The 23,347-nt window shown below is 74.4% G+C and carries 26 protein-coding genes; 16 read left to right on the plus strand and 10 right to left on the minus strand.

Going from position 1 to position 23,347, the window contains the following annotated elements; translation table 11 throughout:
• Positions 1–105 precede the first annotated feature (105 nt).
• The 5 genes from OG559_RS14645 to OG559_RS14665 all read left to right on the plus strand — a co-directional run bounded on the left by OG559_RS14645 (position 106) and on the right by OG559_RS14665 (position 4,434).
• Positions 106–699 (plus strand): FABP family protein, encoded by a 594-nt coding sequence (locus OG559_RS14645; RefSeq protein ID WP_396670463.1) that lies wholly within the window; start codon positions 106–108, stop codon positions 697–699.
• Between the two features lie 148 nt (positions 700–847).
• A complete protein-coding gene (locus OG559_RS14650) occupies positions 848–1,279 on the plus strand; it encodes a Fur family transcriptional regulator (protein ID WP_405115998.1) in 432 nt (143 codons plus the stop codon).
• Positions 1,276–2,388, plus strand: coding sequence for a YgfZ/GcvT domain-containing protein (locus tag OG559_RS14655; RefSeq protein WP_405115999.1), 1,113 nt, complete (start codon positions 1,276–1,278; stop codon positions 2,386–2,388). The genes OG559_RS14650 and OG559_RS14655 overlap by 4 nt, the downstream gene beginning before the upstream one ends.
• A 56-nt stretch (positions 2,389–2,444) precedes the next feature.
• The gene (locus tag OG559_RS14660; protein ID WP_405116000.1) at positions 2,445–3,275 is read left to right on the plus strand and encodes a 3-keto-5-aminohexanoate cleavage protein; all 831 of its coding nucleotides are present in this window, start codon (positions 2,445–2,447) and stop codon (positions 3,273–3,275) included.
• Between the two features lie 199 nt (positions 3,276–3,474).
• On the plus strand, positions 3,475–4,434 hold the full coding sequence (locus OG559_RS14665) for an asparaginase (RefSeq protein ID WP_405116002.1): 960 nt from the start codon (positions 3,475–3,477) through the stop codon (positions 4,432–4,434).
• Between the two features lie 52 nt (positions 4,435–4,486).
• On the opposite strand, the gene OG559_RS14670 is transcribed toward OG559_RS14665, so the two are convergent.
• Entirely contained in the window at positions 4,487–5,284 is a 798-nt protein-coding gene (locus tag OG559_RS14670) for an alpha/beta fold hydrolase (RefSeq protein WP_405116004.1), read from the minus strand.
• Positions 5,285–5,396: 112 nt separating this feature from the next.
• On the opposite strand from OG559_RS14670, the gene OG559_RS14675 reads away from it, so the two are divergent.
• From OG559_RS14675 to OG559_RS14690, 4 genes are all read left to right on the plus strand, one after another.
• Positions 5,397–6,020, plus strand: coding sequence for a helix-turn-helix domain-containing protein (locus OG559_RS14675; RefSeq protein WP_405116006.1), 624 nt, complete (start codon positions 5,397–5,399; stop codon positions 6,018–6,020).
• The gene (locus tag OG559_RS14680; protein ID WP_405116008.1) at positions 6,017–6,760 is read left to right on the plus strand and encodes a hypothetical protein; all 744 of its coding nucleotides are present in this window, start codon (positions 6,017–6,019) and stop codon (positions 6,758–6,760) included. Before OG559_RS14675 ends, OG559_RS14680 begins: the two co-directional genes overlap by 4 nt.
• 80 nt (positions 6,761–6,840) lie before the next feature.
• Entirely contained in the window at positions 6,841–7,158 is a 318-nt protein-coding gene (locus tag OG559_RS14685; protein WP_396670455.1) for a DUF2516 family protein, read from the plus strand.
• Positions 7,155–8,042: an alpha/beta fold hydrolase gene (locus OG559_RS14690; protein WP_396670454.1), complete on the plus strand. Its 888-nt coding sequence runs from the start codon at positions 7,155–7,157 to the stop codon at positions 8,040–8,042. The genes OG559_RS14685 and OG559_RS14690 overlap by 4 nt, the downstream gene beginning before the upstream one ends.
• 7 nt (positions 8,043–8,049) lie before the next feature.
• Here the strand turns inward: OG559_RS14690 and OG559_RS14695 are convergent, their stop codons facing one another.
• Together OG559_RS14695 and OG559_RS14700 are read right to left on the minus strand one after the other, a co-directional pair.
• On the minus strand, positions 8,050–8,742 hold the full coding sequence (locus tag OG559_RS14695) for a DNA polymerase beta superfamily protein (RefSeq protein WP_405116664.1): 693 nt from the start codon (positions 8,740–8,742) through the stop codon (positions 8,050–8,052).
• 149 nt (positions 8,743–8,891) lie between these two features.
• A complete protein-coding gene (locus tag OG559_RS14700; protein WP_405116010.1) occupies positions 8,892–9,890 on the minus strand; it encodes a helix-turn-helix transcriptional regulator in 999 nt (332 codons plus the stop codon).
• Positions 9,891–9,924: 34 nt separating this feature from the next.
• Here OG559_RS14700 and OG559_RS14705 point away from each other — a divergent pair, with 34 nt between their 5' ends.
• The 3 genes from OG559_RS14705 to OG559_RS14715 all read left to right on the plus strand — a co-directional run bounded on the left by OG559_RS14705 (position 9,925) and on the right by OG559_RS14715 (position 11,891).
• On the plus strand, positions 9,925–10,749 hold the full coding sequence (locus OG559_RS14705) for an EI24 domain-containing protein (RefSeq protein ID WP_405116012.1): 825 nt from the start codon (positions 9,925–9,927) through the stop codon (positions 10,747–10,749).
• 1 nt (position 10,750) lies between these two features.
• Positions 10,751–11,263 carry an O-acetyl-ADP-ribose deacetylase gene (locus tag OG559_RS14710; RefSeq protein ID WP_405116014.1) on the plus strand — a complete coding sequence of 171 codons (513 nt, stop codon included), beginning with the start codon at positions 10,751–10,753 and terminating at the stop codon, positions 11,261–11,263.
• A gap of 103 nt (positions 11,264–11,366) precedes the next feature.
• Positions 11,367–11,891 (plus strand): hypothetical protein, encoded by a 525-nt coding sequence (locus OG559_RS14715; RefSeq protein WP_405116016.1) that lies wholly within the window; start codon positions 11,367–11,369, stop codon positions 11,889–11,891.
• A 52-nt stretch (positions 11,892–11,943) separates the two neighbouring features.
• Here the strand turns inward: OG559_RS14715 and OG559_RS14720 are convergent, their stop codons facing one another.
• From OG559_RS14720 to OG559_RS14740, 5 genes are all read right to left on the minus strand, one after another.
• Positions 11,944–12,840: a GNAT family N-acetyltransferase gene (locus OG559_RS14720; protein ID WP_405116018.1), complete on the minus strand. Its 897-nt coding sequence runs from the start codon at positions 12,838–12,840 to the stop codon at positions 11,944–11,946.
• Positions 12,837–13,253, minus strand: a complete 417-nt coding sequence (locus OG559_RS14725) for a RidA family protein (RefSeq protein ID WP_405116020.1) — start codon at positions 13,251–13,253, stop codon at positions 12,837–12,839. The genes OG559_RS14720 and OG559_RS14725 overlap by 4 nt, the downstream gene beginning before the upstream one ends.
• 58 nt (positions 13,254–13,311) lie before the next feature.
• Positions 13,312–14,319: a LacI family DNA-binding transcriptional regulator gene (locus tag OG559_RS14730; RefSeq protein ID WP_161686174.1), complete on the minus strand. Its 1,008-nt coding sequence runs from the start codon at positions 14,317–14,319 to the stop codon at positions 13,312–13,314.
• Between the two features lie 19 nt (positions 14,320–14,338).
• The gene (locus tag OG559_RS14735) at positions 14,339–15,718 is read right to left on the minus strand and encodes a GH1 family beta-glucosidase (RefSeq protein ID WP_405116022.1); all 1,380 of its coding nucleotides are present in this window, start codon (positions 15,716–15,718) and stop codon (positions 14,339–14,341) included.
• 281 nt (positions 15,719–15,999) lie between these two features.
• Positions 16,000–16,758: a maleylpyruvate isomerase family mycothiol-dependent enzyme gene (locus OG559_RS14740; protein ID WP_405116024.1), complete on the minus strand. Its 759-nt coding sequence runs from the start codon at positions 16,756–16,758 to the stop codon at positions 16,000–16,002.
• Positions 16,759–16,826: 68 nt separating this feature from the next.
• Here OG559_RS14740 and OG559_RS14745 point away from each other — a divergent pair, with 68 nt between their 5' ends.
• Positions 16,827–17,918 carry a UDP-N-acetylmuramate dehydrogenase gene (locus tag OG559_RS14745; RefSeq protein WP_405116026.1) on the plus strand — a complete coding sequence of 364 codons (1,092 nt, stop codon included), beginning with the start codon at positions 16,827–16,829 and terminating at the stop codon, positions 17,916–17,918.
• Positions 17,919–18,055: 137 nt separating this feature from the next.
• Here the strand turns inward: OG559_RS14745 and OG559_RS14750 are convergent, their stop codons facing one another.
• Positions 18,056–18,835 carry a class I SAM-dependent methyltransferase gene (locus OG559_RS14750; RefSeq protein WP_405116028.1) on the minus strand — a complete coding sequence of 260 codons (780 nt, stop codon included), beginning with the start codon at positions 18,833–18,835 and terminating at the stop codon, positions 18,056–18,058.
• A 42-nt stretch (positions 18,836–18,877) separates the two neighbouring features.
• On the minus strand, positions 18,878–19,645 hold the full coding sequence (locus OG559_RS14755; RefSeq protein WP_405116030.1) for an SDR family oxidoreductase: 768 nt from the start codon (positions 19,643–19,645) through the stop codon (positions 18,878–18,880).
• Positions 19,646–19,837: 192 nt separating this feature from the next.
• Between OG559_RS14755 and mshA the strand changes: the two genes are divergently transcribed.
• From mshA to OG559_RS14770, 3 genes are all read left to right on the plus strand, one after another.
• Positions 19,838–21,202 (plus strand): D-inositol-3-phosphate glycosyltransferase, encoded by a 1,365-nt coding sequence (mshA, locus tag OG559_RS14760; RefSeq protein ID WP_405116032.1) that lies wholly within the window; start codon positions 19,838–19,840, stop codon positions 21,200–21,202.
• Positions 21,203–21,299: 97 nt separating this feature from the next.
• Positions 21,300–21,836: a YbjN domain-containing protein gene (locus tag OG559_RS14765; protein WP_387014695.1), complete on the plus strand. Its 537-nt coding sequence runs from the start codon at positions 21,300–21,302 to the stop codon at positions 21,834–21,836.
• A 287-nt stretch (positions 21,837–22,123) separates the two neighbouring features.
• Positions 22,124–22,996, plus strand: a complete 873-nt coding sequence (locus OG559_RS14770; RefSeq protein ID WP_405116666.1) for a hypothetical protein — start codon at positions 22,124–22,126, stop codon at positions 22,994–22,996.
• Positions 22,997–23,347 lie beyond the last annotated feature (351 nt).

A 23,347-nucleotide genomic window follows, 5' to 3' on the forward strand; every position in this document is an offset into this window, starting at 1 on the left:
GTGAGCCGGGTCTGCGAGCCCCGCAGTCGCGAACGGAGATGGTTCGGTGAGCGCGAGGAGTGAGCCGGGTCTGCGAGCCCCGCAGTCGCGAATGGAGTTGAACCGGTGAGCGGCGAGAATGCTCTGCAGCCGCCGTGGTTGAACGCGCCCCCGGTCGACCCGTACCCGTACGAGGAGAGCCACGACCTGCGGGTGGGCCCGAAGCTGCACCCGACGCTGGACGGACTGTTGCCGTACGTCGGGGTGTGGCGGGGTCGGGGTCGGGGCGGATACCCGACGATCGAGGACTTCGACTACGCCCAGGAGATCCGGATCAGCCACGACGGCCGGCCCTTCCTGTCCTACGAGTCGCGGGCCTGGATCCTCGACGAGGAGAGCCGGCCGGTGCGCCCCGGCGGCCGTGAGGTGGGCTGGTGGCGTCCGGTGCTCGACGGCGACGGTCGGGCCACCGACGAGCTGGAGGCCCTGATGTCCGTGCCGACGGGCGTGATGGAGCTGCACATCGGCAAGCGCAAGGGCACCCAGTTGGAGTTCGTCACCGACGCCGTGGTCCGCACCTCCACCGCCAAGGAGGTCACGGCCGGGCACCGGCTCTTCGGCATCGTCGAGGGCGCCCTGCTGTACGCCCAGGACATGGCGGCCGTCGGCCACCCCCTGACCCCCCACCTCTCCGCCCGCCTCCTCCGCACAGCCGGCTGACCCCCACCCCGCCCCCACCAGAAATTGCCGGAGTGATCAAGAAGTGTGCGTCACGTTCGGAGCGCCCACGTGACGCACACTTCTTGATCAACATGAGCAGGGCGGGGGCGGGGTGGGTGGTGGGCGCCGGTCGGCGAACTATAGTCGGGTGGTGCCCGAATCCTCCCTTGCGGAAGTGCTCCGCGCTCGTGGGCTGCGGCTGACGGCGCAGCGGCAGTTGATCCTCCAGGCGGTGCTGGACCTTGGGCACGCCACCCCGGAGCAGGTGCACGGTGCGGTCCGCAAGGTGGCCGCCGGCGTCAACATCACCACCATCTACCGGACGCTGGAGCTGCTGGAACGTATCGGCCTGGTGACCCACACCCACCTGTCGCACGGCTCGCCCACCTACCACGCGGCCGGTGAACACCAACACGTCCACCTGGTCTGCCGGGAGTGTGGCGCGATCGACGAGATCGACCGGGAGCTGCTCCGGCCGCTCGCCGACCGGCTGGCCGGCGAGCGGGGGTTCCGGGTGGACATCGGGCATGTGGCGCTCTTCGGCGTCTGTGGTCGTTGCGAGGACGGGGAGCAGAAATGATCGACATCGCGGGCGCGATCGCGGCCGAGGCCATCGACGAACAGACGCGGGACCAGCCGGATCCGGCGCACCGGGCGGCCGGGGTGCGCGGGGTCGCCGCCCACTACGGCGACCCGATGCGGGAGCAGCGCACCCTCGACACCGCCGTGGGCCTGGTCGACCGGTCGCACCGGGGGATCATCGCTGTGCCCGGCGAGGAGCGGATCGGCTGGCTGCACACCCTCACCACCCAGCACCTGGCGACGCTGAAGGCCAGCGAGGGCACGGAGCTGCTGGTGCTCTCCCCGCACGGCCACGTCGAGCAGCACGCGATGGTCGCCGAGGACGGCGAGACCACCTGGCTGGACACCGAGCCGGGCGCCACGGGCGGTCTGCTGACGTACCTGGAGCGGATGCGGTTCTTCAGCAAGGTCGAGCCGCGTGACGCCACCGCCGAGCACGCCTTGCTCTCCCTGGTCGGCCCGGAGGCGACCGGCGCGCTCGGCACGCTGGGCGTGACCGGGCTGGCCGAGCCCGACGCCGTCGGGGTGCCGGGTCCGAAGTTCCGCTCCGACGAGATGCCGTCCCGGCCCACCGTCCGGTACGCCGTCGCGCCGCTGCCGATCGGTGGGTGGGCCCGCCGGGGCCCGCTCGGCGTGGACCTGCTGGTGCCCCGGGTGGCCATGGACCAGGTGGTCGCCGAGCTGCGCGGTGCCGGGGTGCCGGTGGTCGGGCTGTGGGCGTACGAGGCGATCCGGGTGGCCGCCCGGCGGGCCCGGGTCGGGGTGGACACCGACCACCGGACCATCCCCGCCGATGTGGACCTGATCGCCCCGGCCGTGCACCTGGACAAGGGTTGCTATCGGGGCCAGGAGACCGTCGCCCGGGTGCACAACCTGGGGCGGCCGCCGCGTCGGCTCGTACTGCTGCACCTGGACGGGGTGACCACCGACCTGCTGCCGGCCGCCGGCACCCCGGTGACCCTGGACGGCCGGGCGGTCGGTTTCGTCGGCACCGCCGTGCACCACCACGAGCTGGGCCAGGTCGCCCTGGCGGTGGTCAAGCGCAACGTCGGAGACGACGCCCGCCTCCTGGTCGGCGAGACGGCCGCCGCGATCGACCCTTCCTGAATCGGCGTTCAGTCAGACGGTCGACCTGCCCGGGCGGGCCGTCTAGGATCGCCGACATGACGACAGGGACGTTGATCACGGTTGCCCCCACCGGCGCGGAGTCGGCGAAGGCGGAGGTCCCGGCGCTGCCGGTGACCCTCGACGAGCTGCTGCTGACCGCGAAGGAGTGCGAGGCGCTCGGCGCCGCCGTGATCCACGTCCACATCCGCGACGACGACGCGCGGCCCAGCCTCGACCAGGGGCGGCTGCGGGAGACGGTGACCGCGCTGCGGGAGAGCACCGACCTGGTCGTGCAGCTCTCCTCCGGCGGGGCGGTGACCGACCCCGAGGCCGACCGGCTGGCTGTGCTGGACGCCGGGCCGGACATGGCCTCCTGCACCATGGGCACGCTCAACTTCGGCGACGACGTCTTCCTCAACCGCTGGGAGTTCATCGTCGACCTGCACACCCGGATGCAGGAGCGCGGCGTCGTCCCGGAGTACGAGATCTTCGACCTCGGCCACCTGACCGCCCTGCAGCGCCTGCTCGGCAAGTACGGCCTGCCGCACGGCGGGCACGTGCACGTCGACTTCGTGATGGGGGTGCCGGGCGGTATGCCGGGCACCACGCAGGCGCTGGTCGCCGCCCACCACGCGCTGCGCGACCTGCCGGAGGGGACCACGTTCTCGGCCACCGGCATCGGGCGCAGCAGCATCCCGGTGATGCTGGCCTCGCTGTCGGCCGGCGGGCACCTGCGGGTGGGGATGGAGGACACCGTCACGTACGCCAAGGGGCAGCCTGTCGAGTCGAACATGCAGCTCGTCGCGCGGGCGGTCGGCTTCGCCCAGCTCGCCCAGCGCCCGCCGCTGACCACGGCGGCGGCCCGCGAGCTGCTCGGCCTCTCCTGACCGGGCTCGCCGCGGTGACCCGCGAACTTTCCTGACCACGGCGGCGGCCCGCGATCCGTTCCGCAGGCCACGGCGGGGCGGGGCGGCGTCGGCTTCCACCGGTAAGTCCCGCTTCGGCCCGCGCCCCTGTCGTCGGACGGGCAGCCGGCCTGCTCACCCTCGTTCCGGCCGCCGCCGTCCCGTCGGTACCGTCCAGGTTGTGAGAACGACGTACGAGGGCGGCGCGCCGCTCGCCGAGGTGGTCCGCTCGGGATTCGTGGAGGGGCTGCACCGCGGCTCGGTGGCGGTGCTCGACGCGTTCGGCGAGCCGGTGGCCGGCACCGGGGACGTCACCTCCCCGATCTTCCCCCGCTCGGCGAGCAAGCCGATGCAGGCGATCGGCATGCTCCGCGCCGGGCTGCCGCTGAGCGACCCGGCCGACGTGGCGCTGGTGTCGGCCAGCCACGCGGGGGAGGAGTTCCACGTGGCCCGGGTGGGCGAGCTGCTGGCTGCCGCCGGGCTGGACGAGTCCGCCCTCGGCTGCCCACCCGACCTGCCGATGGGTGAGCTGGCCCGGGAGGCCGTGCTGGGGGCCGGCGGCGGGCCCACCCGGGCCCGGATGAACTGCTCCGGCAAGCACACCGGCATGGTGCTCACCTGCCTGGCCGCCGGCTGGTCCCGGGAGGGCTACTGGCGTCCGGAGCACCCTTTGCAGCAGCGGCTGCGGGAGACCGTCGAGGAGTTCACCGGGGAGCGGGCGGCGGCCGTCGGGGTGGACGGCTGCGGGGCCCCGGTGCTCGCCGTCTCGCTGACCGGGCTGGCCCGGGCGTTCCTGCGGCTGGTCACCGCCGAGCCCGGCTCGGCGGCGCGGACGGTCGCGGACGCCATGCGGGCGTACCCGGAGGTCGTGGGTGGCACCTGGGCGGAGGACAGCAGGCTGATGCGCGGCCTACCCGGCGCGCTCGTCAAGATCGGCGCGGAGGGGGTGATCGCCGCCGCGCTGCCCGGCGTCGGCGCGGTCGCCGTGAAGATCGACGACGGGGCGGCACGGGCCCGGATGCCGGTCCTGGTCTCCGCGTTGCGCCGGCTGGGCGCCAGGGCACCGGTCCTCGACGAGTACGCCGAGCTGCCGCTGCTCGGCGGTGGCCTCCCGGTCGGGGCGGTCCGCCCGCTCTGGTGATCGGGCGGGCGCCCTCGACGGGCGGCTCTTCCTCACACCAGGAGGTCAGTTCTCACCTGAGAAAGTCGAGCAGGGCGGGGTTGACGGCGTCCGGGCGCTCCAGGGGGAGCAGGTGGCCGGCGTCGGGAACGTCCGGCAGCCGGACCGCGCCGGGGACCTCGGCGGCGATCCGGTCGGCGAGCCGGCGGATGTCCGGCACGTCGGCCGCCCCGGCGGTCACCAGCACCGGTACGCGCAGCTCGCCGAGCCGCTCGATCGCGGGCGGGTCGAGCTCGGCCACGTCCACGGCGCTCAACGCCAGCTCGGCGGCGAGCGCCTGCCGGTCCATCTCCTCGGCGAACCGGACCAGCGCCGGGTCGACGTCCTCCGGGCGGCGGCCCGGGCCGACCACCCAGAACCGCACCTCGCCGGCCGCGCCGGCCGCGAAGTCCTCGGGGTCGGTCTCGCCGACGAGGTCGTCCCAGAGGTCATTGGTCTCCTCGGACCACTCGTTGCCCCCGATCGCCGTGCCGAGGAGCGCGAGCGCGTGGATCCGCCCCGGGTGTGCCAGGGCGGTGTCGACCGCCACCGCCCCGCCGAACGAGCAGCCCACCAGCGCGGCCCGGGGCAGGTCCAGCGCGTCCAGCAGCCCGACGATGTCGTCGTGGTGGGCGAACGCGTCGGGAGGCAGTTCGGAGTCGCCGTAGCCGCGCAGGTCCACGCTGATCACCCGGTGCCGGGTGGCCAGGGCGGGCACCTGCTCCCGCCACATCCGTCGGTCGGCGATGCCGGCGTGCAGCAGCACGACGGGGGTCCCACTGCCGGTGTCGTCGTACGCGAGGTTCGCGCCGTTGATCTCGATCTTCGTCACGACGGGGAAAGGTACGGACCGGACAGACGGCGCGCAAACCGGTTCTGAGACCTCGCTAACTCTGGCTAGCATTTTGCTTGCAGGAGCTAGCGGTGCCGGTTAGCGTGGGGCCATGGCCAGCTCCAAGGACCTACCCGATGTCGGCGGGTTCATCCGTGACCTGCGACGCAACGCGAAGATCTCGTTGCGGCAGCTCGCCGAGCAGGCGGGCGTCAGCAACCCGTACCTCAGCCAGATCGAGCGCGGCCTGCGCAGGCCCAGCGCGGAGGTGCTCCAGCAGCTCGCCAGCGCGCTGCGGGTCTCCACCCCCGCGATGTACCTGCGCGCCGGCCTGCTCGACGACAAAGAGGGGCAGGGCGTGCTCGCCGCCGTCGCGGTCGATCCCGACCTGACCATGGCGCAGAAGCAGTCCCTCACCCAGATCTACGAGACGTTCCGCCGGGAGAACGCCCGGCTCGCCGAGGCGACGGCCGCCGCCGACGCCCCGGCGACGGCCAGCGCGCCGCAGGCACCCGCCACGGCGACGGCCAGTGCGCCACAGGCACCCGCCACGGTGACCCCGGCCGCGACCGGGCCCACCACGCCGGAGGGCACCCCGACCGAGGCGGTCCTGGAGTCGGTCGCCGTCACCGAGGCGGGCTCGCCGCCGGCCCCGCGCAGCAACAGCCCAGCGACGAAGGCCGCCCCGCAGGCGGCCGACAAGACCGCCGCCGCGGTCGAGGAGGAGAAGTCATGACCCAGCCGAAGACCAACCGCATCCCGGCCCCGCTCTACGCCGCCGCCGGCGCCGGTGACCTGGCGATCGAGCAGCTGCGCAAGCTGCCGACGGTCGTCACCGACCTGGGCGGCAAGGTCGTCGCCGGACTTGGCGGCAAGGCCGTCGTGACCGGCTTCGAGCTGCGCCAGAGGGCCACCGAGACGCTTCGCACCGCCAACCAGACCGCCACCGAGCTGAGCGGGAAGGGCGTCCAGGCCGAACTGAACCGCCTGCGCGAGGCGGCCGACGTCAACCGGCTGCGCGAGGCCGCCGACCTCGACCGGATCCGCGAGCTGGCCGCCCGCAACGCCGCCGTCGTCGTCGCCGGCGCGCAGGCCGCCCAGGTGCGGGCCCTGGCCGCGTACGGCGAGCTGGTCGCCCGAGGCGAGCGGGTGGTCGGCGCCGGGGTGCTGGACGCCGCCGACGCGGTCAACGCCGACATCGAGGCGACCGAGGCGGAGCTGACCGTGACCCCGGAGCTGACCGTGACCCCGGCGGTGACCGAGGCCCCGGCGGCGGCGAAGACCGACGTACCGACCCCGGCCGACGTGGCCGAGGTCGTGGAGGCCAAGCCGGCCGCCGCGAAGACCCCGCGGACCCGGGCCACCAAGGCGACCGCGGCCAAGGCGACCGGCAAGGCGGCTCCGAAGGCCACCACCGACACCCCGTCGGCCACGCTGCCGAAGACCGCCCGGCGCACCCGCCCGGCCGCCGAGTAGCCAACCCGCCGACCCGTGCGGCACGACCCCGGATGCGTCCTGACGGACGGATCCGGGGTCGTCGGCATAAGCTTGCCGGCATGGCCAACGCCGCGCCGATCTTCGCCTTCGAGGTCCAGTACTGGATCACCATGCTGTTGCTGGTGTTCGCCCTTGTCATCGAGGGGGTGGCACTGGTGCACGCGATCACCCAGCGCGGCGAGGGCTTCGCCGCGATCGGCACCCTGCCCAAGGGCGGGTGGATCGCCATCCTCGCGGTCTGCCTGGTGCTCACCCTGCTGACCAACAACGTGCTCAACATCTTCGGCCTGATCGGCATCGCCGCCGCCCTGATCTACCTGCTCGACGTTCGGGCCGGGCTGCGCGACCTGCACGGCGGCCGGGGATCGTCCTGGTGAGAGGGTTCCGCTGGCCCCCGCCGCCGGACGGTGGGCCACGGACCTGGGGCCCGGGTCCCGGTGCCCCGCGCACCGGCCGGCCCGCCCTGCCCGAGCCGGAGACCGAGCTGGTCACCACCCCGCACGGGGTCCGGCTCGAACAGCTCGTCACCGGCGTCGGCGTCCCGGCCACCGTATTCGCGCACGGGCTGGGCAACGGCATCGCCACCACCCGTCCGTTCGGCAGCGGGGTCACCGGCCGTAAGGTCTTCTTCCAGTTCCGGGGGCACGGCCGCTCCGACGCGCCGCCCGGCCCGTGGAGTTACCTGGACCTCGCCCGTGACCTGCGGGCCGTCGCCGACCTCGGTGGGGCCACCCGGGCGTTCGGGGCCAGCCTCGGCGCGGGCGCGCTCTGCCGGCTGCTGGCCGAGAGCCCGGAGCGCTTCGAGCGGCTGGTCTTCTTCCTCCCGGCCGCGCTCGACCGGCCGCGGGGCCAGGTCGCCCGGGACCGGATCACCGACCTGGTCGCCGCGGTCGAGAGCGGCGACGCCTCGGCCGTCGCCGACGTCGTCGCGGTCGAACTGCCGCCCGCCGTGCGCAACACCCCGGCCGGGTGGGCGTACCTGCGGCAGCGGTTGGACCAGCTCCTGCGCGACGGCCTCGCGGCGGGCCTGGCCGGGCTGCCCGACCAGGTTCCGCTCGACGACCGGGCGGCGCTGGCGGCGGTGGACGCCCCCGCACTGGTGCTCGCCTGCACGGGCGACGACCTGCATCCGGTCGAGGTCGCCGAGCAGCTCGCCGCCGCCCTGCCCCGGGCCACCCTGCACGTGTACGACCGCCCGGGCGTGCTCTGGTCGGAACGCGCCGACCTGCGGGAACGGATCTCCACGTTCCTCAACGGATGACCTGCTGTCAGCCGGTCAGCTCCGGCGGCAGGTGGGCGGCCCGCACGTCGAGCAGCCACCGCTCGACCGTGGCCTCGTCGGGCCGGTCCGGCAGCGGGGTACGCACGGCGTCGAAGTCCCGTTCCGCGTCGGCGATCAGGGCCCGCGCCTCGTCCAGCTCGCCGCCGGCCACCCGCTCGCCGAACGCCCGGAACCGCTCCGGGTCGGCCAGCCGGATCTCCAGGACGCCGGTGGCGTACAGCAGTTGGCCCTGGTGCACCAGCCGGGCCAGGTGCCGGGCGTGCTTGGCCGTCCGCCGCCGGGTGTCGGCCGAGAACGTCCCGTCGCCCCGCGAGGCCAGCTTGCGGAACTGCTGGGTGGCGTACCCGAGGTAGGCGTCGCGGACCCGGGGCGCGCTCAGGAACGCCGAGCGGATGGCGACCAGCCGGTCGCCCAGCTCCGTGCGGGTCTCGTAGCAGTCGTCGGGCAGCCACATCAGCTCGGTGGCGGTCGGGTTGCCGCTGAGCGCGAGCCGGGCGTACTTGCCGGCCTCGTGCAGGGTGACGTCCGGGTCGGTGGTGACCACCGACTCGCGGGGCGGGCGCAGCCCGTGGAAGGCGACCGTCGGCGCGGCGTACACCCCGATCCGGTCGACGTCGGACCCGGGCCCGGCCAGCCCGTACGCGACCGAGCCGACGATGCCGGAGAGCAGCAGGTGCATGCTGCCGAGCATGACGCAGGACACCCGTTCGCGAAACCGGACTTCGGCTGTCAGGTATTGCTCTCAGGGTCGACCGAATGACGACGAAACCCCTGTCAGGGAAGATCGCGCTCGTCGCCGGGGAGCAGTAGGGCCGCCGGTCGCCCCCGTCACTGCGCCCCGTCGCCCGGCCCGCCGTACAGCGCGGCGAGCCGGGCGGCGGCGTCGGCCACCCGCTCCCGCAGCTCGGGCGGGTCGAGCACCTCCACCTCCGGCCCGAGCCGCAGCAGCAACTCGTACGCCACCTCGACGGACTCGACGGGCAGCCGGGTGACCACCCAGCCCCGCCCGTCGGGCTCGCCGGCGGCGCGGGTCGCCTCGGCGTACCCGAAGGGGGCCTCCGGGGCCCGGCGGAGCGCGCGCAGGCCGGCGGGGCTGAGCCGGACGCCGACCTCGGCCCGCTGCATGCTCCGCAGGAACGCCTCGGCCTGGTCGTGCCAGTGGCCGCCCAGGTCGAAGCCCTCGTCCCGGTCGAACGTCTCCTCGGCCGTCAGCACGTCGACCACCCGGTCCACCCGGTACGTCCGGTACGTCCGGGTGGCGTCGCCGACCCGGGCGACCAGATACCAGACGCCGCTCTTGAGCACCAGCCCGTACGGCTCCACCCGCCGGACGACCTCCCGCTCGCCGCGCCGGTAGCGCAGCTCGACGACCCGGTCCCGCCACACCGCCCGGGCCAGCTCGGCCAGCCACGGCGGCGGCGTCGCGTCCCGGAACCAGCCCGGCACGTCGAGGTGGAACCGCTGCCCGACGCGGGCCGGCGCGTCGCGCAGCGCGGGCGGCAGCGCGGCCAGCACCTTCAGCTCGGCGGAGGCGACCGCGTCGGCCAGCCCCAGGTCCCCGGCCGGGCCGGGCAGTCCGGTGAGGAAGAGCGCCTCCGCCTCGTCCCGGGTCAGCCCGGTCAGCCGGGTCCGGTACCCGCCGATCAGCCGGTACCCGCCGGAGCGGCCCCGGTCGGCGTAGACCGGCACCCCGGCGGCGGAGAGCGCCAGCACGTCCCGGTACACGGTCCGCTCGGAAACCTCCAGCTCCCGGGACAGCTCGGCGGCCGTCATCGTCTCCCGGGACTGGAGCAGCAGCACCAACGAGATCAACCGAGAGGCCCGCACCCACCCATTGTGTCGGGCGGGGACGACGGGCCGGATGTGCCGGTCGCCGTTAGGCTCAGCGGTCGTGAACGTACCCAGCAACATCACCGCGCCGGTGACCGGCGCCGTCGGTCGGTTCTTCTCCGGGGTCGGCCTGCTCCTGCGCGGCCTCGGCCTGTACGTCCGCAGCCCCGGCCTGATGCTGCTCGGCATCGTCCCGGCGCTGCTCTCCGGGGCGCTGTTCGTGGGAGCGTTCGCCACCCTGGTGTACTTCGTGGACGACCTGGCCGCGCTGGTCACCCCGTTCGCCGACGACTGGTCCGCCACCGCCCGCGGCCTGGTCCGGGTGATCGCCGGGCTGGCCTTCCTCGGGGTCGGCGGGCTGCTCGGGGTGCTCACCTTCACCGCGGTCACCCTGGTCATCGGCGACCCGTTCTACGAGAAGATCTCCGAGCGGGTGGAGGAGCGGTACGGCGGCACCCCCGGCGCGGTGGAGGTGCCGTTCTGGTCGTCGCTGCGCCGCAGCCTCGTCGACTCGCTGCGACTGGTTGCGATCTCCGTGCTGGTCGGCATCCCGCTCTTCGCGGCCGGGTTCATCCCGGTGGTCGGCCAGACGGTCGTGCCGGTGATCGGGGCGGCGGTGGGCGGCTGGCTTCTCGCCCTGGAGCTGACCGGGGCGCCGTTCTCCCGGCGCGGCCTGCGGCTGCCGGACCGCCGGGCCCGGCTGAAGGTCGACCGGCCCACCACCCTGGGCTTCGGGGTGGCCGTCTTCGTCTGCTTCCTGATCCCCCTCGGGGCGGTGCTGATCATGCCGGCGGCGGTGGCCGGCGCGGCCCTGCTCACCCGCCGTTCCCTCGGCCAGTCCATCGAGGAGGGCTGACGTGGAGATCATCCTGGTCGAGGGGGACATCACCGCCCAGCGGGTCGACGCGATCGTGAACGCGGCCAACTCCTCGCTGCTCGGCGGCGGGGGCGTGGACGGCGCGATCCACCGGCGGGGTGGCCCGGCCATCCTGGCCGAGTGCCGGGCGCTGCGCGCGTCGCGGTACGGCCGGGGCCTGTCGACCGGCCAGGCGGCCGCCACCACCGCCGGTGAGCTGCCGGCCCGCTGGGTCGTGCACACGGTCGGGCCGGTCTTCTCGGCCACCGAGGACCGGTCGGCGCTGCTGCGGGACTGCTACACCAACAGCCTGGCCGTGGCCGACGGGCTGGGCGCCGCCACGGTGGCGTTCCCGCTGATCTCGGCCGGCGTCTACGGCTGGCCGGTGGAGGACGCCGTACGCCAGGCCCTGGCGGTGCTGCGCGCCGCATCTCCGGCGCACGTCACCGAGGTCCGTCTGGTTCTCTTCGGGGCCGAGACGTACGCGGCGGCCCGGCGGCTCGCCTCCTCCTGACCGGCGGGGCGCGTCCGCACAAACAACATAAAAGCGGACACGGGCGGCGTGAGGCCCTATCTTGATAGGTGCAAAAGGTGCAAAGCCGTCAGGAGTGCATCGCGTGGAAGCTGCCCGGCTCAGGTCCGCCGTCTGGGTGACCACGGCCTGTCTGCTGGTGCTCGGCGCGGCCGACCTGGCCCGGGCCAGGTCGCGGGAGGCCGCGCCGGCCGGTGCTGAGCGCCCCGTGCCGCTTCCGCCCGGCCCCCGGACCACGATCGGGCTGGACCCCGCCGCCGGGCCCACCGTCGCGGCCACCCGGGAGCGTGCCTGCACGCCGGAGCTGGGCGGCGGCCCCCACCCCGACGAGGACGTCTGGGTGTTCGGCCTGCCGGTCGGTGCGGTCGCGGCCCGGTTCATCGCGGTGAGGCCCGCGTTCGCCACCGGAGATCAGGGGCGGGTCGTTACCGCCGTCCCGGCCGAGGGCGGCGCGATCGTCGACGATCATGGCGCCAGTCTGGCGTGGCTCCGCCTGCCGGCCGGCTGGACGTTGGTGGGCGGCACGGCGACGATCGCCGGGGACGCCGACAGCTTCGTGCTCGCCCGCGTCTGCGCGGCCAGTCGGCCGTCGCCCCCGGGGTCGCCCTGAGCGGGGCACGCCCTCGCCGCCGCCCCTCCGAAGGTCGACCCCCGCGCCGACGTCAGGGCAGCTCACGCAGGCAGGACCACTGGGTGGCCACGGGCCGGTACCCGAGCGCTTCGTTGATCGCCAGCATCGGGGCGTTCGCCGCGTCGTTCGAGGTGTACGCGACGCGTACCCCCGAGGCGGCGGCCCGGTGCAGGGCGGTCGTCTTCGCCAGCCGGGCCAGTCCCCGGCCCCGGTGCTCGGGCACGGTGGCGGTGTAGTCCGACCACATCCGGTCGCCGTCCCGCTTGACCAGGCTGAACGCGACGACCACGCCGTCGGCCACGACTGCGGTGCTCGAATCCCGGTCCAGGCCGAGGTTGTCCCAGACCTCGTACCGGAAGCTCTCGTAGCTCATGGCGTCCCTCGGCACGTCGCCCGGCTCGTCGACGGCCGCCGCCCGGTTGGCCAGGTAGACCTGGTACGGGTCGAGCCCGCTCAGCGGGGACAGGCGTACGTGCGGGGGCGCGGCCGGCGGCGGGGGAGCCGAGCGCAGCTCCACCGCCGAGTAGCGCATCTCCCGGCCCGCCGTGAAGCCGTGCCGGCGGGCGAACGGCAGCCCATCGGCCAGCGCCCAGCCGTGTACCCGGCGGATGCCGAGCGGGGTCAGGTGGTCCAGCGCGGCGGCCAGCAGCCCGGAGCCGATGCCCCGCCCCCGATGCCCGGGGTGGACGTGCAGCAGCGACACGTCGCCGGACCCCACCTCGGACGTCTGACCGTCGCGGTACGCCGACACCCAGCCCACCACCGCGCCCTCGACCTCGGCCACGAAGGCCGTCCAGTCCTCGCCGGGCGACGGCTCGGTGATCATTTTCCGGGTCGAGGCCACACTCCGCACGAGGTACGGGAACACGAGCGCCCGTAGGGCCACCACGTCGGCGGCGTCGTCCGGCCGGGCGACGCGGATCGTCATCGGCTCTCCTCCCGGACGGCGGCGACGGCCTCCACCTCGACGAGCTGGTCGGTGTAGCCGAGCACGGCCACCCCGAGCAGGGTGCTCGGCGGGTCGTGGTCGCCGAACGCGTCCCGGACCACCTCCCACGCGGCCACCAGGTCGGCCTGCCGGGGCGACGCGACGTACACCGTGGTCTTGACGACGTCGGTGAGCCGGGCCCCGGCGGCGGCGAGCGCGGCCTCCAGGTTCGCCATCGCCTGGCGGGCCTGCGCCGCCGGGTCGCCCGGCGCGACCGTGCGGCCCTCGGCGTCGAGCGGGCAGGCCCCGGCGGTGAACACCAGCCGGGCCGGCGTGTCGACGGTGGCCGCGTACGCGTACTCGGCGACGTCGGACAGTTCGGGCACGCGCACCAGCGCCACGGCATCGCTCATCCGCGCGACGCTAGTGCGCCCGCCGGCCCGCCGCCACGGCATTACCGCGCACCGCGGCTCACGCGGAGGCGCGGACGACCAGCTCGGTGGGGAGGACGAGGGCCACCTCGACCTCCTCGCCGGCCGCCATCCGCAGCAGCTGGCGGGCGGCCTCCCGGCCCAGTTCCAGCAGCGGCTGCCGCACCGTGGTCAGCGGTGGCTCGGTGTACGCGGCGGTCTCGATGTCGTCGAAGCCGATCATTGCGACGTCCTCGGGCACCCGCCGACCCGCCTCGCGCAGCGTTCGCATGGCCGCGTGTGCCATCAGGTCCGACGCGGCGAATACGGCGTCCAGGTCGGGGTGGGCGTCGAGGAGCCGGCGCATCGCCGCCGCCCCCGACTCGCGGGTGAAGTCCCCGAACGCGACCCGCTCCGGCAACCCGGCCTCGGCGACCGTCTCCCGGTACCCGGTGAGCCGCTCCATCCCGGCGATCATGTCCTGCGGGCCGGCGATGGTGGCGATCCGCCGCCGCCCCGAGTCGAGCAGGTGCCGCACCGCCCGGGTCACCCCGCCGACGTGGTCGACATCGACGTACGGCACCCCGACGTCGCCGAGCGGGCGGCCGCTGCACACCACCGGGATGCCCAGCCGGGCCAGCTTCCCCGGCAGCGGGTCCGCCCCGTGCAGCGAGGCGAAGATCGCCCCGTCGACGTGCCGCCCGGTGGTGTACCGCTCCACCCGGGCGTGCCCGGCCGGCGAGCCGGCCAGCATCAGCACGAGCTGCTTGTCGGCCGCCTCCAGCTCCTGGGCGACCCCCCGGATGATGCTCGGGAACACCTGGTCGTCGGAGAACACCCGGGTCGCCTCCTCGGGCAGCACCAGGGCGACCGAGTCGGTCCGCTGGGTGACCAGGCTGCGGGCGGCCAGGTTCGGCACGTACCCCAGCTCGGCCACCGCCAGGCGGACCGCCTCCTGGATCGGCTCGGCGACGGTCGTGGAACCGTTCACCACCCGTGAGACCGTCGCCCGGGACACGCCGGCCCGCCGGGCCACCGCCTCCAGGGTCGGCCGCTGGACCGTCGTCATCGGAGTGCTCACCACCTCGTCACAGCCCGTTCCGGGAGATCACCCCCTGGTACCACCGGGCGCTGGCCTTCGGTGTGCGCCGCTGGGTCAGGTAGTCGACGTGGACGATCCCGAACCGCTTGCGGTACCCCTCGGCCCACTCGAAGTTGTCCAACAACGACCATACGAGATAGCCGCGCAGGTCCACTCCCCGGCCAATGGCTTCGTGTACCGCCCGAAGGTGCCCGTCGAGGTAGGCGATCCGGTCGGTGTCGGCCACCCGACCGGCCCCGTCCGGCCCTGCCTCGCCGCCCCGGTCGGGGAACGCCCCGCCGTTCTCCGTGATCATCAGCGGCAGGCCCGGGTAGTCGGCGGCGAGCCGCTCCAGCAGGCGGGTCAGTCCGGCCGGCTCGATCATCCAGCCCATCTCGGTCAGCGGCCCGGTCGCCGGCAGGAACTCCACCGCCCGCTCGGTCCCCGGGTACGCCCCGCCGCCGGCGCCGTCCGGCCGGCCGGCCACGTACGTCGGGGCGTAGTAGTTGATCCCGAGCAGGTCGATGGGGGCGGCGATCAGCTTCTCGTCCCCGTCCCGGATGAAGGTCGGCTCCACCATCCGGGAGACGTGCTCCAGCACGTCGGCCGGGTAGCCGGCGCCGGTCAGCGGGTCCAGGAAGATCCGGTTCTGCAACCCGTCGACCAGCCGGACCGCTGCGGCGTCCGCCGCGCTGTCCGGGTCCGCCGGCTGCACGTCCGCCGGGTTCAGCGTGATCCCGACGACCTCCGCGCCGGCCGCGCGCAGCGCCCGGGCCGCCAGGCCGTGCCCGAGCAGCAGGTGGTGCACGGCGGCGAAGGCCGCCCCCGCGTCCCGCACGCCGGGGGCGTGCACCCCGTTGCCGTACCCGAGGTAGGCCGAGCACCACGGCTCGTTGAGCGTGGTCCAGGTGCGGATCCGGTCGCCGAGCCGGCCGTGCACCGCCGCCGCGTACGTGGCGAAGTGTTCGGCGGTCTCCCGGTTGGCCCAGCCGCCCCGGTCCTGGAGGGTCTGCGGCAGGTCCCAGTGGTAGAGCGTGACGATCGGGTCGATGCCCCGGTCCAGCAGCGCGTCGGTCAGCCGGTCGTAGAAGTCCAGGCCGCGCGGGTTCACCGGCCCGGTGCCGTCGGGCTGGATCCGCGGCCAGGCGACCGAGAACCGGTACGCCCTCAGCCCCAGCTCCGCCATGAGGGCCACGTCGTCGGCGTACCGGTGGTAGTGGTCGCAGGCGACGTCGCCGGTGTGGCCGGCGAAGACCTTGCCCGGCGTACGGCTGAAGGTGTCCCAGATGGACGGGCCCCGGCCGTCGTCGCGGGCCGCGCCCTCGATCTGGTACGCCGCAGTGGCCGCACCCCAGACGAAGCCTTCGGGGAATCGGAGTTCACTCACGCCTTGACCGCACCTTCCGTGGTCCCGCCGATGGTCTCTCTCGGGTCTTTCGAGGACAGGGTACGGCCAGAGGGAGTCGTTCCAGGGCGGCCGACCGACATGAGAGAGCGCTCTCGCCCGAGAGTGGTGCCTCCCCCGCCGGATGTCAAGAGAGCGCTCTCAAGGCGCTTGCCACCGACCCGAACAGGGGCCCACCGACCCGGTGGGCCCCTGTTCGGGTCGACGCGGTTCGGTCGGGCGTCACAGCCTGGTGGGCGCGCAGTCCGGTGCCCGCCGGCGCCTCAGCCCGTGCGGAGGCCGTTGAGCAGCGTCCGGTCCCCGGCGACGCCGAGGGTGTCGAAGCTGACCCGGCCCATCAGGGCCAGCAGCAGGTCGCTCGCAGTCCCCGTGACCTCGGCCCGGGCGTGGTGCTCGTCGTGGTCGAGGATGGTGTCGGTGTCCAGCAGCGCGACGCCCTCGCCGCGCAGCCGCAGGTACCAGTCCTGGCCGGCGTCGGGCGCGGAGAGGTGCACGACCCCGTGCCACTGGCCGGTCGCCGTCCGCCTGCCGGCGGGCAGCCAGGTGTCCAGCACCTCGCTCACCCCGTCGGCCGCGAGCTTGGCCTCGATCGGCTCGCCGGCGGCGATGGCGAGCTGGGCGTCCCACCGGTGCACCGCGGTCTCGTGGGCCATCCGGCGGGGCCAGAACCCCGCCTTCTTCGGCTGCGGCGCCCAGTTCCACGCAGGCGCCTCCGGGTCCAGCCCGTCGAAGGCCACCATCAGCCGGTCGTACCCGTGCTGCCAGAACTGGAACGGGTTCATCCCGGCGGGCAGCTCGCCCGGCTCGGGGCGATCCGGGCGGGCGGTGCCGCCGGAGGTGACGACGATGTGCGCCCAGCGGTAGACGTCGCCGAGGTGCAGGGCCAGTTCGTTGATCGTCCAGCCGGGGCAGGACAGCACGGGTGTCTCGGGAGGCGCTTCCGCGACGGCGGCGGCGAACGCGGGCCCCTCCGCCCGGAGCGCGCCGATCCAGAAGTCCTTCGTGCCGTGCAGTCTGCTCATCAGGATCCTTCCGGGCGACCGGGCCACCAGTGGGTGCCGCGGCTGCCCCTCAGCCTAGGGTGAAAGGCGTGTCAGACGTTAGTGCCCAGCCGGCCACCGAAACCCACGCCGCCGACCCGATGTCGTTGGCGAGATACACCACCCTGCGCCTCGGTGGCGCGGCGGGACGGGTCGAGACCGCTGCCAGCGCCGAGGAGATCGTACAAAAGGTGCAGCAGGCGCGCCTACGGGACGACCAGGTGCTTATCCTCGCCGGGGGCAGCAACGTGGTGATCGGCGACGCCGGCTTCCCCGGCACCGTCGTGCTGGTGCGCTCCCGGGGGCTGCGGGTGGTCGCCGAGGACGCCGACACCGTCACCGTACGGGTGGAGGCCGGCGAGCCGTGGGACGACCTGGTCGCCGCGACCGTGGCCAACGGCTGGTCCGGGCTGGAGTGCCTGTCCGGCATCCCGGGCTCCGCCGGCGCCACCCCCATCCAGAACGTCGGCGCGTACGGCCAGGAGGTGGCCGAGACGATCACCGGCGTCCAGGTGTACGACCACGCCGACGGCACCGTGGGCCGGGTGGAGGCGGCCGACTGCGGCTTCGCGTACCGGTCGAGCATCTTCAAGTACAGCGAGCGCTGGGTGGTCCTCTCGGTCGACTTCCGGCTCGCCCGGTCCCCGCTGTCCGGCCAGGTCCGCTACGCCGAGCTGGCGCGGGCGCTCGGCGTCGAGGTCGGCGACCGGGTGCCGCTGGCCGACGCGCGGGCGACCGTGCTGCGGCTGCGGGCCGGCAAGGGCATGGTGCTCGACGCGGGTGACCCGGACACCTGGTCGGTGGGCTCGTTCTTCACCAACCCGGTGCTGGACCGGGAGGGCTACGAGCTGCTGCGCGAGCGCGCCGCCGACCTCGGCGAGCCGCCGCACTGGCCCGGGGCCGGCGACACGGTCAAGGTCAGCGCGGCCTGGCTGATCGACCGGGCCGGGTTCGCCAAGGGCCACCCCGGCCCGGAGGGGGTGGCCATCTCCGGCAAGCACACCCTCGCCCTCACCAACCGCGCCGGCACCGCCAGCACGGCGGCCCTGATCGCCCTGGCCCGCGACATCCGCGACGGCGTCCACGCCCGCTTCGCGGTCACCCTCCATCCCGAACCGGTCCTCATCAACTGCACCCTCTGACCCCCACCCCCACCCCCACCCCTGCGCGATCTTGCAGTTCCGGCCCCGACATGTCAGGCGAAAAGGGGCGATCGAGGGGCCCCAAGTGCAAGATCGCGGAGGTGTGGTGTGGGGGTGGGGTGGGTGGGGTGGGTGGGTCAGAGGGGGGTGATGGCGGGCCAGGGGACGGTCAGTTCGCCGAGGCGCCAGCGGCGGGGGCGGTGCTCGATCGGCCAGCCCGAGGCGCGGGTCGCCGCGACCGTGTGCAGCCAGCGCTGGCGGGGGCCGAAGGGGGCGTACGGGGCGGCGGCCCGCCAGGCGTCGTCCAGGTCGCGGAGCAGGGCGTGGATGGGTTCGCCCGGCACGTTGCGGTGGATCAGCGCCTTCGGCAGCCGCTCGGCCAGCTCGGCGGGGCTGCCCAGCGTGGTGAGCTTGGCGGCCAGGGTGAGCGTTCGCGGGCCGGCGGCGTCGACCAGCACCCAGCCGCCGAGCCTGCCCAGTTCGTCACAGGTGCCCTCGACCAGTGCCCCGCCCGGGGCCAGCCGGTCGGTGACCGTGCGCCAGGCGTCGGCGACCTCGCCCTCGTCGTACTGGCGGAGCACGTTGAACGCCCGGACCAGGACGGGCCGCAGCCCGGCCAGCTCGAACCCGCCCCGGGCGAAGGTGAGCCCCGGCGGGTCGGCGGCGGGCCGGGCGGCGGCGACGCGTACCGGATCGATCTCCAGCCCGACCACCCGCACGTCCGCGCGGACCCCGGCGGCCAGCCGGGCGCGCAGCTCCACGGCGGTGACCGGCGTGGCGCCGTAGCCGAGGTCGACCACCAGCGGGTCCGGCGCCGCCCGGAGCCGGCCGCCGCACGTCTCGACGATCCAGTTGTCCACCCGGCGCAGCCGGTTGGGATTCGTCGTGCCCCGGGTGACCACGCCCTGGGGTCGCATCAGCGCCGCCCCCGTCCGCGGGACCGGATCACTCCGGGTGCCTCACGGGTTCGTCCGATGCACCTTGTGCTGGGCGGCCTGGGCCAGCGGGCGGACCACCAGCCGGTCGATGTTCACGTGCTGCGGGCGGGTCGCGCACCAGGCGATGCAGTCGGCGACGTCCTCGGCGACCAGCGGCTCGGCCACCCCCGCGTAGGCCGCCGCCGCCCGCCCGGCGTCGCCGCCGAAGCGGACCAGCCCGAACTCGTCGGTCCGCACCATCCCCGGATCGATCTCGATGATCCGGACCGGCCGGCCGCACAGCTCCAGCCGCAGCGTGCCGGCGATCGCCGTCTGCGCGTGCTTCGCGGCGGAGTATCCGCCCCCGCCCTCGTACACGGTGAAGCCGGCGGTGGAGGAGACGACCACGACGGTGCCGGCGCCGGACGCCTCCAGTGCCGGCAGCAGGGCCTGGGTGACCCGCAGGGTGCCGAGCACGTTCACGTCGTACATCCACTGCCAGTCGTCCACCGAGCCGGACTCCACCGGGTCCAACCCGCGTGCGCCCCCGGCGTTGTTGACCAGCAGGGTGACCGGGCCGGGAGCCGCCGCGGCGGCCTCGGCCAGGCCGTCGACCGACTCCTGCGAGGTGACGTCGCACTCCACTGCGGTGGCCGCCCCGCCGGCCGCCTCGATTCCGGCGACCAACTCGGCCAGTCGGTCGGTGCGGCGGGCGGCGGCGAGCACGTGGAATCCCTCGGTGGCCAGCCGGCGGGCGGTGGCCGCGCCGATCCCGCTGGACGCCCCGGTGACGATCGCGACAGATGTCATCCGGCCATTCTCGCCCGGTCGGGCCGGTCCGGTGCCAATGGGCGGGCGCGCGGCGCCGATGAGGTCCGTCACGCTCGGGGGTTGGCGGGACGCATTTCCGATACCCGATGGGGAAGATGACACCCGGCGCGCAGGTTGACCGAGAAGCGCCGGTCGTGCGGGACGGCGTCAACCGTGACAGAGGGAGCGGACGTGGCGGAATTGCACACCGGTATCGGTCGTCAGCGAGGTGCCCGGCCGTGGCCGCTGCCCCGGCGGATCGCCACCCTGTCGGTGCACACCTCACCCCTGCACCAGCCCGGCACGGGCGACGCGGGTGGGATGAACGTGTACATCCTGGAGGTCGCCCGGCGGTTGGCCGAGGCCGGCGTCGAGGTGGAGATCTTCACCCGGGCCACCTCCGGCGACCTGCCGCCGGTGGTGGAGATGGCACCCGGCGTGCACGTCCGGCACGTCACCGCCGGCCCCCTCGAAGGGCTGACGAAGGAGGAACTGCCCGGCCAGCTCTGCGCGTTCACGGCCGGGGTGCTGCGGGCCGAGGCGGCCCGCCCACCGGGCCACTACGACCTCATCCACTCCCACTACTGGCTCTCCGGGCAGATCGGCTGGCTGGCCAAGGAGCGCTGGGGGGTGCCGTTGGTGCACACCGCGCACACCCTCGCCAAGGTGAAGAACGCACAGCTTGCGGCGGGGGACCGGCCGGAGCCGAAGGCCCGGGTGATCGGCGAGGAGCAGGTGGTCGCCGAGGCCGACCGGCTGGTCGCCAACACCGAGGTCGAGGCCCGCGACCTGCTCCACCGGTACGCCGCCGACCCGGCCCGGGTCGCCGTGGTCGAGCCCGGCGTCGACCTGGGCCGGTTCCGCCCCGCCGCCGGGGACCGGCACGCCGCGATGCTCGCCGCCCGCCGCCGGCTGGGGCTGCCCGCCGAGGGGTACGTGGTGGCCTTCGTCGGTCGGATCCAGCCGCTGAAGGCCCCCGACGTGCTGATCCGTGCCGCCGCCGCGCTGCGTGAGCGCGACCCGCTGCTCGCCGACGAGCTGACCGTGGTGATCGTCGGCGGCCCCAGCGGCAGCGGGTTGGACCGGCCGACCGCCCTGATCGAGCTGGCCGGCTCGCTCGGGGTCGCCGACCGGCTGCGCTTCCTGCCGCCGTGCACGGGCGACGACCTGCCGGCCGTGTACCGGGCCGCCGACCTGGTCGCGGTGCCGTCGCACAACGAGTCGTTCGGGCTGGTCGCCCTGGAGGCCCAGGCGTGCGGTACGCCGGTGCTGGCCGCCGCCGTGGGTGGCCTGGTCACCGCCGTCCGGGACCAGGTCAGCGGGGTGCTGATCGACGGCCACGACCCGGTCGACTGGGCTCGTGAGCTGATCCGCCTGTTGCCCGACCGGGTGCGCCGGGCCACCCTGGGCCTGGGTGCCGAGCGGCACGCCCGCAACTTCTCCTGGGACCGGACGGTCTCCCACCTGCTCAACGTGTACGGCGAGACGATCGCCGAGCGGCGCGGCCGGATGGCCGCCCAGCTCGCCGGCGACCCCGCCCTGAGCTGTTCGTGGTGAGACGGGGCAGGACGCCATGTCCATCGAGACCTCCGGTGCCCCTTCGCCGGCGGCGACCGTCCGGTGGGCGGGGCGGGGCGGCCGTAGAGTGGGGCCGATGAGCAGCGCGAAGAGCGAAGTCGCCGCCCTGATCGAGTCGGTGTGCGCGGAGCGGGAGCTGGTCGCCGAGTCCACCGGCGAGGCGTCGTACGCGGTCACCCTGCCCGGCACCCACAAGCTCAAGACGGTCTGCAACCTCATCGTCGGTGAGCACGCGCTGCGGGTCGAGGCGTTCGTGATGCGCCAGCCGGACGAGCGGCGCGAGGAACTGTGGGCGTGGCTGTTGCAACGCAACGCCCGGATGTACGGGGTGTCCTTCTCCATCGACGCGGCCGGCGACGTCTACCTGACCGGCCGGGTCAACCTTGGAGGGCTCGACGAGGCCGAGCTGGACCGGCTGCTCGGCGCGGTGCTGACGTACGCCGACGAGTCCTTCGACACGATGCTGGAGATCGGCTTCGGCGCCGCCATCCGGCGGGAGTGGGAGTGGCGGGTCAAGCGCGGCGAGTCGACCGCCAACCTGGCCGCGTTCGCGCACCTCTTCGAGCCGTCGTCGGCGACGTCGGCGCAGGCGGGAGGTTCGGAGCCGTCCTGAGGGGTATGCCGCACCGCGCGGTGCGGCACTGGGACCGACCGCGCGCCGAGGACGGACTGTCGAGGAGCGTGCATCCCATGGCTCAGCGAAACAGCTCAGGTCGCGGCGGGACTGCGACCAGGACGAAACGGCAGGCGGGCAACCAGACCCCGAACACGCCGGGGATCTCCGAGTCGGAGATCTCCCGGATGAGGGCCGACGACATCCGTGGCCAGTTGCGTCGCCGCGGCGTCTCCGGGATCTCCGCCCTGCGCAAGCCGGAACTGGTGAAGACCCTGACCCGGACGCTGCGCGCCGAGGTCCGCTCCGGCGGCGCGGCGCGGGGCAGCACCGGGCCGGCGGGCCGGGCCCGTGGCACGAAGGCGGCAGCCGGCGCGCGCAAGGCGGCCGGGGGTGCCCGCAAGGCCACTCCGGCGCGGGCGAAGGCCACGGGGTCGCGGGCGAAGGCGGCCCCGGCCAAGGCCACTCCGGCGCGGGCGAAGGCCACGGGGTCGCGGGCGAAGGCGGCTCCGGCGAAGGCGGCTCCGGCGCGGGCGAAGGCCACGGGGTCGCGGGCGAAGGCGGCTCCGGCCCGGGCCAAGGCGGCTTCCACCCCCGCCCGGAAGGCGGCCCCGGCCCGTAGGACGACCACGACGGCGGCGGGTAACCGGCGGGCGGCTCCCGCCGGGGCCCGGAAGGCCGCCGCGAACCAGCGGCAGGCCGCCCCGTCGGCCGCCGGCCGGTCGGGCACCAACCAGCGGCAGGCGCCGGCCCCGGCTCGCCAGGGTGCCCCGAACCGGCAGCGGTCGGCCGTCCGGACCGGGGGTTCGACGTCCCGATCGGTGCGGTCCTCGCAGCCCATCACGTCGCTCCAGGACCGGCCGGAGCGCCCGGGGCGCAGCCTGGTCACCACCGACCACGATGTGATCCGGCGCTGGGCGGAGGAGCGCGGCGCGCGGCCGGCCACGATCGCCGGGACCGAGCGGGAGGGTCGGGCGGGGGTGCTGACGTTCAACATGCCGGGCTACCGGGAGAGCAGCCGGATGCGCGAGATCACCTGGGACGAGTGGTTCGACACCTTCGACGTACGCCGGCTGAACCTCATCTACCAGGAGCAGTTGCGTGACGGACGGCAGAGCAACTTCTTCCGCACGGAGTCGCCCGATCGGGCTGACGCCTGAGGGTTTGCGGGAATGCCCGGCGGGTAGACGCTGTTGGCCCAAGGCGAGGCCGAGAAGTGCGGATCCCGGTTTCCGGACGACGGTGCTGTGACCGGCGAGACAGCCGATCCGGGTTGAATCCGCAATCTGGGCGAACTAGCTTTATTGCACCGCGCCAAGCTCGGAAACGTTCGGGGGAGCGGCGGATCGATCAGATCCGTGCACGGGCGAGGCGCAGGGGAACGGATGGGTCACACCGTTGGGGGACGGTGCCATCCGGGGGATCCGGCGGCGCGAGCGGGCGACGCTTACGGGGGTGAGGGTCGCCCGCCGCCGCCGGGCACGTTGCGAGCGTCCACCACGGCCCAAGGT

This window comes from Micromonospora sp. NBC_01405 (assembly GCF_045040155.1).
In the GTDB taxonomy this organism is placed as follows: Bacteria; Actinomycetota; Actinomycetes; order Mycobacteriales; family Micromonosporaceae; genus Micromonospora.

What these genes read in the sequence shown, in the direction of transcription:
- OG559_RS14655 (WP_405115999.1), top strand. Translation starts at nt 1,276, where the DNA reads ATGATCGACATCGCGGGCGCGATCGCGGCCGAGGCCATCGACGAACAG.
- OG559_RS14660 (WP_405116000.1), top strand. Translation starts at nt 2,445, where the DNA reads ATGACGACAGGGACGTTGATCACGGTTGCCCCCACCGGCGCGGAGTCG.
- OG559_RS14675 (WP_405116006.1), top strand. Translation starts at nt 5,397, where the DNA reads ATGGCCAGCTCCAAGGACCTACCCGATGTCGGCGGGTTCATCCGTGAC.
- OG559_RS14680 (WP_405116008.1), top strand. Translation starts at nt 6,017, where the DNA reads ATGACCCAGCCGAAGACCAACCGCATCCCGGCCCCGCTCTACGCCGCC.
- OG559_RS14685 (WP_396670455.1), top strand. Translation starts at nt 6,841, where the DNA reads ATGGCCAACGCCGCGCCGATCTTCGCCTTCGAGGTCCAGTACTGGATC.
- OG559_RS14695 (WP_405116664.1), bottom strand. Translation starts at nt 8,742, where the DNA reads ATGCACCTGCTGCTCTCCGGCATCGTCGGCTCGGTCGCGTACGGGCTG.
- OG559_RS14705 (WP_405116012.1), top strand. Translation starts at nt 9,925, where the DNA reads ATGTGCCGGTCGCCGTTAGGCTCAGCGGTCGTGAACGTACCCAGCAAC.
- OG559_RS14720 (WP_405116018.1), bottom strand. Translation starts at nt 12,840, where the DNA reads ATGACGATCCGCGTCGCCCGGCCGGACGACGCCGCCGACGTGGTGGCC.
- OG559_RS14725 (WP_405116020.1), bottom strand. Translation starts at nt 13,253, where the DNA reads ATGAGCGATGCCGTGGCGCTGGTGCGCGTGCCCGAACTGTCCGACGTC.
- OG559_RS14730 (WP_161686174.1), bottom strand. Translation starts at nt 14,319, where the DNA reads ATGACGACGGTCCAGCGGCCGACCCTGGAGGCGGTGGCCCGGCGGGCC.
- OG559_RS14740 (WP_405116024.1), bottom strand. Translation starts at nt 16,758, where the DNA reads ATGAGCAGACTGCACGGCACGAAGGACTTCTGGATCGGCGCGCTCCGG.
- OG559_RS14750 (WP_405116028.1), bottom strand. Translation starts at nt 18,835, where the DNA reads ATGCGACCCCAGGGCGTGGTCACCCGGGGCACGACGAATCCCAACCGG.
- OG559_RS14755 (WP_405116030.1), bottom strand. Translation starts at nt 19,645, where the DNA reads ATGACATCTGTCGCGATCGTCACCGGGGCGTCCAGCGGGATCGGCGCG.
- OG559_RS14765 (WP_387014695.1), top strand. Translation starts at nt 21,300, where the DNA reads ATGAGCAGCGCGAAGAGCGAAGTCGCCGCCCTGATCGAGTCGGTGTGC.